At 69.2% G+C, this 13672-nt stretch carries 8 protein-coding genes; 2 read left to right on the forward strand and 6 right to left on the reverse strand.

The window, feature by feature from the left end:
- Window positions 1–226: 226 nt before the first annotated feature.
- The 5 genes from AB0B90_RS01270 to AB0B90_RS01290 all read right to left on the reverse strand — a co-directional run bounded on the left by AB0B90_RS01270 (window position 227) and on the right by AB0B90_RS01290 (window position 8863).
- The gene (locus tag AB0B90_RS01270; RefSeq protein ID WP_362920165.1) at window positions 227–3229 is read right to left on the reverse strand and encodes a glycoside hydrolase family 3 C-terminal domain-containing protein; all 3003 of its coding nucleotides are present in this window, start codon (window positions 3227–3229) and stop codon (window positions 227–229) included.
- Between the two features lie 126 nt (window positions 3230–3355).
- Window positions 3356–4171 (reverse strand): carbohydrate ABC transporter permease, encoded by an 816-nt coding sequence (locus tag AB0B90_RS01275; RefSeq protein ID WP_350943505.1) that lies wholly within the window; start codon window positions 4169–4171, stop codon window positions 3356–3358.
- Window positions 4168–5046, reverse strand: a complete 879-nt coding sequence (locus AB0B90_RS01280) for a sugar ABC transporter permease (RefSeq protein WP_362896263.1) — start codon at window positions 5044–5046, stop codon at window positions 4168–4170. The genes AB0B90_RS01275 and AB0B90_RS01280 overlap by 4 nt, the downstream gene beginning before the upstream one ends.
- 186 nt (window positions 5047–5232) lie before the next feature.
- Complete coding sequence (locus AB0B90_RS01285; protein ID WP_350943503.1) at window positions 5233–6537, reverse strand: extracellular solute-binding protein; 1305 nt, start codon at window positions 6535–6537, stop codon at window positions 5233–5235.
- A 10-nt stretch (window positions 6538–6547) separates the two neighbouring features.
- Window positions 6548–8863 carry a TIM-barrel domain-containing protein gene (locus tag AB0B90_RS01290; protein WP_362920167.1) on the reverse strand — a complete coding sequence of 772 codons (2316 nt, stop codon included), beginning with the start codon at window positions 8861–8863 and terminating at the stop codon, window positions 6548–6550.
- Between the two features lie 205 nt (window positions 8864–9068).
- On the opposite strand from AB0B90_RS01290, the gene AB0B90_RS01295 reads away from it, so the two are divergent.
- Window positions 9069–11126, forward strand: a complete 2058-nt coding sequence (locus AB0B90_RS01295) for a beta-galactosidase (RefSeq protein WP_362920169.1) — start codon at window positions 9069–9071, stop codon at window positions 11124–11126.
- Between the two features lie 130 nt (window positions 11127–11256).
- On the opposite strand, the gene AB0B90_RS01300 is transcribed toward AB0B90_RS01295, so the two are convergent.
- Window positions 11257–12390 (reverse strand): epoxide hydrolase, encoded by a 1134-nt coding sequence (locus AB0B90_RS01300; protein WP_362920171.1) that lies wholly within the window; start codon window positions 12388–12390, stop codon window positions 11257–11259.
- Between the two features lie 136 nt (window positions 12391–12526).
- Between AB0B90_RS01300 and AB0B90_RS01305 the strand changes: the two genes are divergently transcribed.
- Window positions 12527–13501, forward strand: a complete 975-nt coding sequence (locus tag AB0B90_RS01305) for a YafY family protein (protein ID WP_362920173.1) — start codon at window positions 12527–12529, stop codon at window positions 13499–13501.
- Window positions 13502–13672: the final 171 nt, after the last annotated feature.

Below are 13672 nucleotides of genomic sequence, written 5' to 3' on the forward strand. Positions count from 1 at the left end.
TCCTCTGGACGAGCAGATGCTAACCAGGCCGACCGACAATTCTGTGAAACCGATAAGAGGAGCGAAGCGCCCGTCCGACGGGCGGGAGAAAACCATCGTGTATGGACCATGAAACGGGCTGGGAAAACGAAGTCCGAGAATTCTCCACCTCGCGCGGCAGGAAGTTCACCACATACGCCGCACGGCCCGCCCCCGGCGGAGGGGACGGGCCGCGTGAGGGGGGCGGTCAGCGGGTGAAGGTCACGTCCTTGATCCGCAGGGCGCCGCGGAAGACCAGGTAGACGTCCTGAGCGCCCCGTACGGCCGAGACGGGGGCGGTGGCCGTGGCCCACGAGTAGGTCCCGCCGGTGGCGGGCACCCGCACGGTCCCGGCGAGCCTGCCGGTCGGGGAGCCGAGGCGGATCTCGACGGAGGAGGCGGCGGTGGCCGCGACCCCGAGCCGCACGCCGGTGACCCCGGCGCGGAGGTCGGCGTCCTCGAAGGAGATCCATTCGCCCGCCGAGGCGCCGACCGCGTCGCCTCGGACCTTGGTCTCGTCGACCAGTTCGACGCCCGAGTAGTCGTCGAAGTCGGCGGCGCGGGTGGTCCGGGTGAGGTCGCGGGCCGGGATGCGCTCGCCGTCCACCCGCATGGTCACGCGCTGCCGGATCGCGTCCGAGGCCGAGCCGACCAGGACGTCGTGAGTCGCCGGCTCCACCGCGAAGCGGCCCCTGGTCACGTCCCACAGGGCCAGGTCCGCGGTCCTGAGCGTGAACCTCACGACCTTCGACTCCCCGGGGGCCAGGCGCACCCGCTGGAAGCCGCGCAGCTGCCTGACCGGCTGCTCCACCCGGGAGGTGTGCTGGTGGGTGTAGAGCTGGACGACCTCGTCACCCGCGCGCGAGCCGGTGTTGGTCACCTTGACGCTCACCTCGTGCCCGCCACCCTTCGCAACGGCCTTGAGGCCCTGGTAGCCGAAGGTGGTGTAGCTCAGCCCGTGGCCGAAAGCGTAGAGCGGCCTCCGCTTCGAGTACAGGTAGGTCGAGCCGGTCTTGACGATGTCGTAGTCGAGGATGTCCGGCAACGGCGTGCCGGCTCGGGGCCAGGTCTGGGTGAGGCGGCCTGCCGGGTTGACGTCGCCGTACAACAGGTCGGCCAGTGCGTTGCCGGTCTCGGCTCCGGCATGGGTGGTCCACAGGATCGCCGGGACCTTCTCCTGCAGCCGGTCGATCGTGGTCGGGTAGCTGTTCTCCAGGATCACGACCGTGTTCGGGTTGGCGGCGCGCACCGCCTCCACAAGCGCCTGCTGCCCCTCGGCGAGACCGAGGTCGGTCCGGTCGTGGTCCTCACGGCCGTTGATGAACGGCATGCTGCCGACGACGACCACCGCCACGTCGGCGCTCCTCGCCGCCGCGACCGCCTCCGCGGTCCCGCTGCGCACGATCTCCTTCTCGAAGCGGGTGGCGTCCTCCGCGACGGTGAGGCCGAGCGTGCCGTCGGCCGCCGCCTTGACGTACTTGTTCTGGCCGAACCAGTCGTAGGCGGTCTCGTAGCCCGCGTAGCGCAGCAGCGTCGTGCCGTCGGCCTGCGCCTCCAGCTTGAACTGCTCCTGCACGAACCAGCCGGTGGGCTGCTCCTGATTGTTGACCAGGGTGGACCAGTTGGCGCGGCTGACGTACTTTCCGTTGGCGACGCTGCGCAGGGTGACGATCCCCTCGCCCCAGTCGAAGACGTCGAACTGCTCGGTCGCACCCGCCGAGATCCCCGAGAGCCTCAGGTCCGCGCCCGCCCCCGTACCCGCGGTGAGGTACCTGCCGCCGGACTTGAGCGCGATCCTGTCGACGCCCTCGGACGTGACCGTGGCGGCCCGCTCCCCGATCCCGTCGAGCGGGGTGACCCGGTACGGAAGCCTGCCCGAGTACCAGTCGGTGTAGAGGGTGTCGGCCAGCGGGCCGACCACCGCGACCTTCTGCGAGGGACGCAGCGGCAGGGTCTTCCCCGAGTTCTTCAGCAGCACCGCCGCCTCGCCCGCGGTCCGCCTGGCCAGCTCGCGGTGCGCGGTACTGTCGACCACGTCCTTGGTGATCTTTCCGTACGGGCCGCCGTCCGGGTCGAACTCGCCGAGTCTGAACCGGAGAACGAGAATGCGGCGGACGGCGGTGTCGAGGTCGGCCTGGGTGAGCAGCCCCTGCGCCAGCGCCTCGTTCACCGCGGCCACCGTCGGGGCGCCGTCGGTGTTGTCCACCGTGAAGCTCTCGACGCCCGCCTTGAGCATGGCTGCGGCGCCTTCGGCCTTGGTGGCGAAGTAGCCCTGGGAGCCGGTGAGGTTGTTGGGCCCCCCTGCGTCGGAGACGTTGAACAGCGGCCGGTCCGTCCAGGCCCTGACGGTGGAGTTCAGGTCGGTCACCGTGGCGGGCCGCCCGTTGACCAGGTTGTACGCGGTCATCACGCCGGTGGCCGCGCCCGCCTCCAACGCCGTTTTGAACGCCGGGTACTCGTACTCGTTCAGGACGCGAGGGCGCAGGCTGGAGGAGGTCGTGTCGCGACGGACCTCGTTGTTGTTGCCGAGGAAGTGCTTGAGTACCGGGGCCGCCCGTAAGTGGTCGGGGTCGTCGCCCTGGATACCCGAGCCGTACGCGGTGGAGATCGCGCCGGTGAGCAGCGGGTCCTCGGAGTAGCCCTCCTCGTTGCGGCCCCAGCGTGGGTCACGGAGCGGGTTGACCACCGGCGTCCACAACTGCAGGCCCCACAGACGGGAATTCTCCGCGTGGTAGCCTCTCGCCTCCTCACCGACGGCAGTGCCGACCTTCTTGACCAGGTCGGGGTTCCACGTGCTGGCCAGGCCGACGGCCTGCGGGAACACGGTTCCCTCCGCCGTCACGACGTTCCCGGCGTTGTCGACGTCGGTGGACCAGGCGACGCCGTGCAGCGCCTCGGTGCCGGTCTTGAACAGCCCGATGCCGAGCCGCTCCACCGCGGGCTGGTACTGGTGGAGCCAGGAGACCTTCTCCGCCGTGGTGAGGCGGCCGAGCAGGTCGTCGACGCGCCGGTTCAGCGGGAGTGAGGGGTCGCGGAAGGGATGTTCGGGAACCGTGCGGGTGGGGGCGCGGGCCGATCGCTCGTGCGACTCGTGGGCGGGGGTCGTCTCGTGGGGCACGCGAGCGGGGACCGCATGGGCGGGGACCGCGCACAACCCCAGGGTGAGGGCCGTCACGGCGACCGCCGCAACGGACGTGGTGGATAACGACATTTCGCCTCCAGGTCAGGGGGAGTCGAAGAAACACCGCTGTCGGGACGCCGTCCGCCCCCGAGCGGCGTACGACGTCGAACGGCAGACACGGTGTGGTCATGTGATCGAGCGTGAGATGAGATGCGGTCATTTGACGGCGCCCACGGTCACGCCGCGGGTGAGGGTCCGCTGGAAGATGAGGAAGAAGGCGACCGCGGGCAGGATGCCGAGCAGCGCCGAGGCGCTGGACATCGTGGCGTCCATCATCTTGTCCCCCTGCAACACCCCGAGCGCGACCGGGACGGTCTGGTTCTCGTTGGAGATGAGGAAGACGAGAGGCAGGAAGAACTCGTTCCAGGTCCAGATGAAGAAGAAGATGAGCAGCACGCTCAGCGTCGGCCTGCTGATCGGCACGACGACCTGCCACAGGGCCCGCCATTTGCCCGCGCCGTCCAGGGCCGCCGCCTCCAGGATCTCGCGCGGGAAGCGGCCGAGCACCGAGGCGAGCAGGTACGTCCCGAAGGCGCTCTGGATCACCGTGAAGATGATGATCACACCGAGCCTGGTGTCGTACAGTCCGACCTGCTTGGCCAGGTAGTACAGCGGGTAGACCAGCGCCTCCTGCGGCAGCGTGTTCGCCACCAGGAAGACGACCAGGATCCACACCCGCCCGCGCACCCTGCCGATGCCGAGCGCGTAGGCGTTGAGCACAGAAAGGACCGTGGCGAGCACCGCGACCGAGCCGCTGATCAGCAGGCTGTTCCACAGCTTGCCGCCGAAGTCGACCCGGTTCCAGAAGTCGACGATCCCGTCGAGATACAGCTCGCTCGGCAGTCCCAGCGGCCCGCCCGAGGAGTAGTCGGCCGGGGACTTCACCGCGTTGAGCGTGACGATGGCGAACGGCACCAGCATCGCGACGGCCAGCACGACCAGCGAGACCAGGACCGAGTATTTCCGGATCATGATTCCCTGTCCTGAACCCGCAGGAAGAACACCGTCACCGCGATGATCACGAGGGTGAGCACGGTGGCGATCGCCGCCCCGTACCCGACGTTGGCCTTCTCGAAGAAGTTCTGGTAGCTGAAGTAGGACGGCACGAGCGTGGCACCGCCGGGACCGCCCCTGGTCAGCACGAAGATCGGCCCGAAGACCTTGAGCGCGGCGATCGTGCAGGTGAGCAGGACCACGTAGATCTCCGGCCGGATCTGCGGGATCGTGATGTGCCAGAACCGCCGCCACCACGAGGCGCCGTCCATCTCGGCGGCCTCGTACAGCGCGGGATCGACCCGCTGCAGCCCCGCCATGAAGATGACGACCGGGTAGCCGATCTGGAACCACACCATGATCGCCATCACGCTCGGCAGCGCCCAGGCCGGGTCGCCGAGCCAGTTCCTCGGCTCCATCCCCAGCAGCCCGAGCAGGTCGTTGAGCGCCCCGAAGCGCGGGTGCATGATCCAGCCCCAGACGATCCCGGCCACCGCGACCGGCAGCACCTGCGGCAGGTAGTACGCGGCCCGCAGCACACTGGCCGCACGGGGACCGACCTTCTTGCCCACGTAGTCGAAGAGCGTGGCGGCCAGGACGAGGCCGATGAGCGTCGGGACGATCGCCATCGCCACGATGAGCGCGACGTTGTTGCGGAAGGAGGACCAGAACCGCTCGTCGGCGAGGAGGCGGGTGTAGTTCTCCAGCCCGATCCACCTCGGGTCGCCGATCCCCTGCCAGCGGGTGAAGCCGATGCCGACGTTCATCAGGAACGGCACGACGATGACCGCGGTGAAGAGCACGGCGCTCGGCAGCAGGAACACCCAGTACCCGCGGTCGCGAGACCTCGGCATCGGAGGTCTCCTTTCTCTGTTCTGTGCGTACGGCTTTCTCTGCTCCGTGCGCGTGTCCCGCGCACGTGTTCTGTGATCTGCGCGCACGCTCTGCTCCGTGCACTGCTCCGTGCGCGGGCCGCGTGTTCGGTACGCGCGGCCCGCGCCGTGACACCGTGATCGTCACGGCGCGGGCCGTGGGAGACGTCAGTTGCCGATGTCGGCGAGGTTCTCCTCGTACGGAGCGGCGATCTCGTCCAGGACCGCGTCGGGGGTCTTGGTGCCGTTGATGAGGTTCTGCACGCCCGAGACGAGCACGTCGTAGTAGCCCGGCGCCGGCCAGTCGGGGTAGAAGGCCAGCCCGTCGGAGGTCGAGAGCCTGTTGAAGTTCTCGATCAGCTCCTTGCTCTTCTCGTCGGTGATCGCGTCCGTGTCGGCGGCGACCGGGATGCCGCCGGAGTTGCCGAGCAGGTTCTGGATGTCCTTCTTCATCGTGATGTCGATGAAGTCGTAGGCGAGATCCTTGTTCTTGGCGTTCTCGGGGACGACCCAGATGTTGCCGCTGGATCCGGCGCTCATCGTGTTACCCGGCCACAGGAACGAGCCCCACTCGAAGTCCTTGACGTCGCTGGCGAAGCGGCCGTACCACCAGCTGCCGGAGACCAGGATCGGATACTTGCCGCCGATGAAGGAGGTGCCCATGTCCTCGGCCTTGATCGCGGCGGAGTCCTTGTCGACGTAGCCCTTCTTGACCCAGTCGGCGAAGGTGTCGGCCGCGTACTTGAACTCGGGTCCCTTGAAGTCGACCTTGCCCTTGTAGAGCTGGAAGGCGTCCACCCACGGTCGCTGCGCCTTGCTCAGCGCGAGCTGGTAGAAGATCTGCTGCGCGGGATACTCGGCGCCGCCGACCGCGATGGGGGTGGTCCCCGCCTTGACGAACGTGTCGAGCGCGGCGGTGAACTCCTCGAAGGTGGTGGGCACCTCGACGCCCGCCTTCTTGAAGGCGTCCTTGTTGTAGTAGACCATCACGTACTCGGCGTAGTTGGGGACGCCGTACCACTTGCCCCCGCCCATCACACCGCGCTCGTCGTATCTCGCGGTCGTCTGGATCGAAGGGCTGAGCAGCTTGTCCCAGCCGCGCTTGGTCACCTCGGGGGTGAGGTCGGTGAGCAGACCCTGCTTCGACAGCAGACCGGCCGTGGCGTTGCCCTTGTTGTACTCCATCACGTCGGGGGCCTCGTCCGAGTTCAGGATCATCCCCGCCGACTGGCGGATCTGCTCGAACGCCTTCTCCTCGAACTTGACCGTCACGCCGGGGTGCGAGGCCTCGAACTGCTTGACGGCCTCGGCCCACGCCTTGCCCATCGCGCTGTCGGCGCCCTCGTAGTGCCAGAGTTTCAGGACACGGGGGCCCTCCGCGGCAGGGGTGTCCGCCGCGGGTTCGGTGCCGCCGCAGGCGGCGAGCGCCATGAGCGCCGCCACCGCGGCGACACCGACTTTCAGGTTGAACATGGTCTTTCTCCTAGATGGTGGTGATGACGAGTGGTATGTCGGCCCCCACCAACTCGACGCCCGCGATCCGCGCGCTCCCCGAGACGGTCACCCGCAGGCCCTCCCCCTCGGGGACCGCGGTGATCACGGTGTCCCCGTCGAGGTCGGAGACGACGGTACGGATCTCGCCGCTGTCGGCTCCGACTCCGTACGCGACCAGGGTGATCTCCCCGAACGGCCCGTCCCCGACGGTCCCGCCCGCCTCGGTCCCGCCCTGCTCGGTGAGAACGGGGACGACGGCCCCGCGCCGGACGTACAGCGGAACGCGGTCCAGCGGCGTGGCGGCCGTGACGTACCGGCCGCCGGACAGGATCTCGCCCGTCCAGTGGTCCACCCACTCCCCCTCGGGCAGGTAGACCTTCCTCACCTGCTCGGGCGAGGTCATCGGCGCCACCAGCAGGTCGCGGCCGAGGAGATACTGCAGGTCCGCCTGCCAGGCCACCGGGTCGTCCGGGTAGTCCACGCACAGCGCCCGCATCATCGGGGCCCCGGTCCTGGCCGCCTCGACGGCCGCCGTGTAGATGTACGGCATGAGCCGGTAGCGCAGCCTCAGCGCCTCGACCGCCTCCGCCTCGACCTCGGGAAACTCCCACGGCTCCCTGCTGGTGGTGCCGTGCAGGCGCAGCAGCGGGGAGAGCGCGCCGAACTGGGTCCACCTGACGTACAGGTCGTCGGTGGGGCGGCCGGTGAACCCGCCCGCGTCGTGGCTCCAGAACGGGACGCCGGACAGGCCGTGCGCCAGCCCGCCGCGCAGCGTGCTGCCCATCGCGGCGTAGCTGGTGTAGGTGTCGCCGCTCCACTGCGCCGAATGCCGCTGCCCGCCGAGGAACGACGAGCGCGCCCAGACCATGCCGTGCCCCGCGACCTCCTTGGTCACCTCGGAGACGGCGTCGTTGAACAGAAGCGTGTAGACGTTGTGCAGGTCGGTGCCGGACATGCCGTTGGCCGCGACCGCGTCGTGCGGCACGCCCTCGGCGAAGTCGGTCTTGAAGACCTGGACGCCCTGTTCGAGCAGCGGGCGCAGCAGTCCCTTGAACCACTCGGTGGCGGCCGGGTCGGTGAAGTCGACGATGCCGCAGGCCGGGTAGGAGCCGTGCCAGCAGTCGGCGACGTAGACCTCACCATCAGGCTTTTTCAGGAAATATCCGCTCTCGGCCGCTTCAGCGAAGATCGGGCTGAGGTGGGAGATGTACGGGTTCATCCACAGGCAGACCTTGAACCCCATCTCCTTCAGCTCGGCCAGCATGCCGGTGGGGTCGGGGAAGCCCTCGGCGTCCCAGCGCAGGTCGGACCAGTGGCCGTCGGTCTGCCAGTACGTGTCCAGGTGCAGCACGTCACACGGGATGCCGCGCTCGCGGATCCTCCGCGCCCGCGCCATCACCCGCTCCTGGGTGTCCACGAAGAACCCCGAGGAGATCCAGGTGCCGAACGCCCACTTCGGCGGGAGCAGCGGCCGGCAGGTCAGCAGGTCGAACCGCTCCAGCACCTCCGACGGGGTCGGCCCGGCGATCACGTAGTAGTCGATCAGGTCGTCCGGGACCACGATCTGCACGCAGCTGTGCGTGGACTGGCACACGTCGAACTCCACCGGCGTCCCGCTGTCCACCAGCACGCCGTAACCCCTGCTGGACAGGTAGAACGGGATGTTCTTGTACGCCCGCTGCGACTCGGCGCCGAACGCGTCGAAGTTCCACATCACCGGCCGCTGGCCGCGCTTGTCCAGCCGGGTGAACGACTCGCCGAACCCGCTGAACGCCTCGTCGGCGGGGGCCACGAAGCTCTCGTGATAGCCGACCACCGCGCCACCCGAGCTGGAACGGCCGAACGGCAGCGTGCGCAACCGGCCACTGATGTCGGTGTGCCCCCGGTCCTGCTCGAGCAGCGGCGCCCCGCTCGCGTCGGTGAACCTCAGGTGCCAGGGAGCCAGGGTGATCTCCGCGCGCAGCGAGCCCGCGTCCAGCAGGATCGTCCCCTCGCGGCTCTCCACCCGAGCCCCGGCGAACTCGCCCGGCGTGACCATCGAGATCGCCGCGGCCGACCGGGTCCGCGCGTCCGCGTCCTGCCCGAGCCGGACCCGGATCACCCCCTCGCCCGCCACGCTCAACTGGACCAAAAGCGTCTCCTCGGCCGATGTCACGGCCTTCAGGATCACCCCTGCCGCATCGGAGGCGACCGGCTCAGCCGAGATCAACGCCGACAGGCCCCCCTCACCGTGCGAGCGTACGGGCAGCTCAGGCGGGTCGGCGACGAAGTACTCGTGCGCGACCAACGGGGGACGGTAAGGCATGGGAACTCCAGCGCTCGGGCCTGCATCTGCCGAGTTAGTTTTACGTCCAAACCAACAAACGTCAATGCCCTCGACCTGCCGAACTCCGCTGACCCACCCCCTCGAACAGGTCGTTCGCGGACGAAGGAAGCCGGAGCCGCCCTCTTGAGCCCGGCCCGCCGCGCGTGGATAATTAGTTTAGTTTCCATCCAAACAAAGGGGAGCCGTGGACTGGTCGGAACGGCTCGGCGGGCTGTGTTACGGCGGGGACTACAACCCCGAGCAGTGGCCGGAGGAGGTCTGGAAGGAGGACGTCGAGCTGATGCGGCGGGCCGGGGTGAACCTGGTCAGCGTCGGTGTGTTCTCCTGGGCGCGCCTGGAGCCCGCACCCGGCGTCCACGACCTCGGCTGGCTCGACCGCGTCCTCGACCTGCTGCACGACGGCGGGATCCGGGTCGACCTCGCCACCCCGACCGCCTCGCCACCCCCCTGGTTCGGCCTCGCCCACCCCGACGCCCTCACCGTCACCCACGACGGCACCCGGCTCACCCACGGCAGCCGCGACACCTACTGCGTGCACTCCCCCGCCTACCGCGCCGCCTGCGCCGGGATCGTCCGCACGCTCGCCGAGCGCTACCGCGACCACCCGGCGCTCGCCATGTGGCACGTGCACAACGAGTACGGCACCACCTGCCACTGCGACCACGCCGCCGACGCCTTCAGGATCTGGCTGCGGGCGCGGCACGGCACCCTGGAGGCGCTGAACGACGCCTGGACCACGTCGTTCTGGAGCCAGCACTACTCCGCCTGGGAGCAGATCACCACCCCGCGAGCCACCCAGTACCTGCCCAACCCCTCCCAGGCCCTGGACTTCCGCCGGTTCGTCTCCGACGCGATGCTCGACCACTTCCGCGAGCAGAAGGCGGTGCTGCGCGAGCTCACCCCGGACATCCCGATCACCACGAACTTCGTCCTCGGCGACTGGGTGCCGGTGAACCACCGCCGCTGGGCGGCCGAGGTCGACCTGGTGGCGATCGACCACTACCCGTCCACCGACCCGCCCGCCGAGACCGCCTTCGCCGCCGACCTGGCCCGCGGCTGGGCCGCGTCCCCGGCGCACGCCCCAACCGACGCCCCGGCACCTTGCCCGGCCACCGGGAAACCCTGGCTGCTGATGGAGCAGGCGGTGGTCACCTACACCGGCCCCCGGATGCGCGCCAAGCGCCCCGGTGAGATCACCAGGCTGAGCCTGTCGCACATCGCGCGCGGCTCACGGGGAGCCATGTTCTTCCAGTGGCGGGCCTCCCGCGGCGGCGCCGAACTCTGGTACGGCGGCATGGTCCCGCACGCCGGGCCCGACTCGCGGATCTTCCGCGAGATCTGCGACCTGGGCGCCCTGCTCCCCACGCTGGAGGACGCCTGCGCGGCTCCCGTCGAGACCGGGGCCGCGATCCTCTGGGACGCCGAGGCGAACTGGGCGCTCCAGGCACCCGGACTGCCCTCCACCGAACTGAACTACACCGAGGCCGTACGCCAGGCCCACCGGGTCCTCTACCGGCACGGCGTCACCGCCGACCTCGTCCACCCCTCCGCCGACCTGTCGGCCTACCCGCTCGTCCTCGTCCCCAGCCTCTACCTGATCTCCGACGCCGACGCCGACAACCTGCGCCGCTACGTCTCCGGCGGCGGCACCCTCGTGGTCTCCTACCTCAGCGGCATCGCCGACGAACACGCCCGCGTCCGCCTCGGCGGCTACCCCGGCGCCCTCCGCGACCTCCTCGGCATCCGCGTCGAGGAGTTCCACCCCCTGCCCCCCGACGTCGCCCTCACCCTGTCAGCTCCTGACGTCCTCGCCCCCCGGAGCACCTCCTCCCGGGCCGGAACACCCGCACGTCCCCCGACCGACGAGGCGACGTTTTCCGGTGAAACGACGTTCCCCGGTGACCGGCCGGAGACCGGCACCTTCTGGAGCGAACACGTCCACCTGGAGGGCGCCGAGGCGCTGGCCGTCTACACCGGCCCGCACACCCTCGACACCCCCCTCTCCGGCCAACCCGCCATCACCCGCCACCCGTACGGCTCAGGAACGGCCCTCTACATCTCCACCCGCCTGACCGACGACGCCTACGCCCGCCTGCTCGGCCTCTCCCCCGCCCCCGTGGAACTCGTACGACGCGGCGACTGGCTCTTCGCCGTCAACCACGGCGACGAGGAACACGAAGTGGACGGCGAGCGACTGTCCCCGGGCGGTTTCGCCGTACGACCACACGTTGAGCGAGGATGACAACGGCGGCCACCTCGATGCCGAACCGTAGGGCCTCTGCTCGGAAAGACGTATCGCGACTTTCACCGACCCCGAAGGGACCATGTCGGGTCCACGTCACCGGACGTGAGAGGCACGTCCGTCGGGAAGGTCAGCGGACCTTGCCGAAGAACTCGCGGATGTCGGCGGCGACGTGATCGGGCCGCTCCATGGCGACGAAGTGGTGGCTGCCTGGATTGTCTTCCGGCCAGTGCACGATGACGTTGCGTCGTTCGGCGAACCGGCGGATTCCAGGCGGTCCGTTGTACACACCGGTCGGTGCCGCCGTCTGCCCCTCCGGCCAGCCGAAGCCCGTGCTCTCGTAATAGGGCCAGGAAGAGGTTCCCAACGTTCCGGTGAGCCAGTAGAGGCTGACGTTGGTAAGGATCAGGTCGCGATCGATCACCTGCTCAGGCGATTTCGCGGCGACGGTGAACTCCTTGAATTTCTGCGTCATCCAGGCCAGCGCGGCGACCGGCGAGTCGTGCCATCCATAGGCGAAGGTCTGGGGCGCCGCGCGCAGCAACCCATGATGATCCACGCCGCTCATCCAGTCCTGCTTCTGAAGCTGCGCATATGCCTCCCGCTCGTCGTCGGTCATCTCGGGAACGTCGTCTTCGGTGGGGAAGCCGAGCCCGCTGATGACATAGACGCCGACCACGTGCTCCGGGGCGACCTTGGCGACTTCCGGGGCGACGTACGCGCCGAAGTCCCCGCCCTGGGTGCCGTAGCGGTCGTATCCGAGGCGACGCATCAGACCCGCCCAGATCCGCGCGACGCGAGTGGCGTTCCAGCCGTTCTCGTGCGGCGGCGAGGAGAACCCGAAACCGGGTATCGACGGCACGACGACGTGGAACGCCTGGGACGGGTCGCCGCCGTGCGCGCGGGGGTCGGTGAGCGGGCCGACGAGGTCGGTGAACTCCACGAACGAGTTCGGCCAACCGTGGGTGAGGATGATCGGCAGGGCGTCGGGCTCGGGGGAACGCACGTGCAGGAAGTGGATGTCCTGACCGTCGATCTCGGTCATGAACTGCGGAAACCCGTTCAACCGTGCCTCGTGCCCGCGCCAGTCGTACTCGCCGCGCCAGTATTCGGCCAGGTCCTTGAGGTAGCCGGCGGGGACGCCCCGGCTCCACCCCTCACCGGGAAGTTCCCGAGGCCACCGGGTCCGGGCCAGCCGGCCGCGCAGCTCGTCCAGATCTGCCTGGGGGATATCGATGCGGAAGGGGCGGACCTCGGTGCTCATGACTCTCCTCAGTGGGTACGCGATGTCCCGCCACGTCGTCCCCGGGCAGGCCCGGTGGTACGTCGCGGTGACCTGACCGAGAGTAGGAATCATCTGGGACAGTTCCTGACCTATATGGCCGGGCATGATGGCCTCCATGAGCGACACCCCCGCACGACTGCTCAAACTGCTGTCCCTGCTGCAGACGCCGCGCGAATGGCCCGGCAGCGAGCTGGCCGAGCGTCTGGGAGTCAGCCCCCGGACGATCCGGCGGGACGTCGATCGGCTGCGCGAGCTGGGTTATCCGGTACGGGCGACGATGGGAGCGGTGGGTGGCTACCGGCTCGCCGCCGGCAAGGCCATGCCACCGTTGCTGCTGGACGACGAGGAGGCGGTGGCCATCGCGGTCGGTCTGCGCATGGCGGCCGGGACTCCGGTGGACGGCATGGAGGAGGCATCCGTGCGGGCCCTGGCCAAGTTGGAGCAGGTGCTGCCGTCTCGGCTGCGGTACCGGGTCGCCGCGCTGGCCGCGGCCCTGGTGTCGACACTGACCGGGAACGGGCCGAGTGTCGATCCGCAGAACCTGACGGTGCTCGCCGGTACGGTCGCCAACCGAGAACGCCTGCGGTTCGCCTATCAGGCGAGCGACGGGAACGAGACCAGACGCCTGGTCGAGCCGTACCGCCTGGTGGCGGCCGAACGCCGCTGGTATCTGCTGGCCTACGACAACGATCGCGATGACTGGCGGACCTTCCGCGTCGACCGAATCGGCGATCCGCGGCCAACCGGCGTGCGGGTCTCACCCCGCGAGCCGCCCGAGCAGGACGCGGCCGCCTTCATCGTCGACAAGTTGTACGCGTCGGCACCCACCTATGAGATGCGGGCGACCCTGCACCTTCCGGCCGACCAGGTGACGCGAAGGCTCGGCACTGCCCCCGGCGACGTCCAGCCGATCGACGAGCACAGCTGCCGCCTGCACGGGCGCGCCGACACCTTGGAGTGGCTCGCCTCCCGGCTGCTCCTGCTCGGCTGCGAGTTCCAGGTGCACGAGCCGCCCGAACTGCTGGCGTACCTGCGTGCGGCGGGCGCCCGCGCCATCCGCGCCGCCGAACCTGGTCACGCGAATGTTTGAGGCGATTCCGAACGCCGAACTTCGACGCATCGAGGAATGTGCCGTCGTTCGGCACTCGATCGCAGGCGTGGCAGTAGCCGCCTTGAGGCAGTGCGCTCCGGGCCTGAGCGTGAGCCGTCAGGAGGTGAAGACGTGGCAGCAATGGTCATCGGCATGGCCGGCCACGGGGTC

Origin of the sequence: Streptosporangium sp. NPDC049078, assembly GCF_040648855.1 — a bacterium.
Lineage (GTDB): Bacteria > Actinomycetota > Actinomycetes > Streptosporangiales > Streptosporangiaceae > Streptosporangium.

What these genes read in the sequence shown, in the direction of transcription:
- AB0B90_RS01290 (WP_362920167.1), bottom strand. Translation starts at nt 8,863, where the DNA reads ATGCCTTACCGTCCCCCGTTGGTCGCGCACGAGTACTTCGTCGCCGAC.
- AB0B90_RS01275 (WP_350943505.1), bottom strand. Translation starts at nt 4,171, where the DNA reads ATGATCCGGAAATACTCGGTCCTGGTCTCGCTGGTCGTGCTGGCCGTC.
- AB0B90_RS01270 (WP_362920165.1), bottom strand. Translation starts at nt 3,229, where the DNA reads ATGTCGTTATCCACCACGTCCGTTGCGGCGGTCGCCGTGACGGCCCTC.
- AB0B90_RS01285 (WP_350943503.1), bottom strand. Translation starts at nt 6,537, where the DNA reads ATGTTCAACCTGAAAGTCGGTGTCGCCGCGGTGGCGGCGCTCATGGCG.
- AB0B90_RS01300 (WP_362920171.1), bottom strand. Translation starts at nt 12,390, where the DNA reads ATGAGCACCGAGGTCCGCCCCTTCCGCATCGATATCCCCCAGGCAGAT.
- AB0B90_RS01280 (WP_362896263.1), bottom strand. Translation starts at nt 5,046, where the DNA reads ATGCCGAGGTCTCGCGACCGCGGGTACTGGGTGTTCCTGCTGCCGAGC.
- AB0B90_RS01305 (WP_362920173.1), top strand. Translation starts at nt 12,527, where the DNA reads ATGAGCGACACCCCCGCACGACTGCTCAAACTGCTGTCCCTGCTGCAG.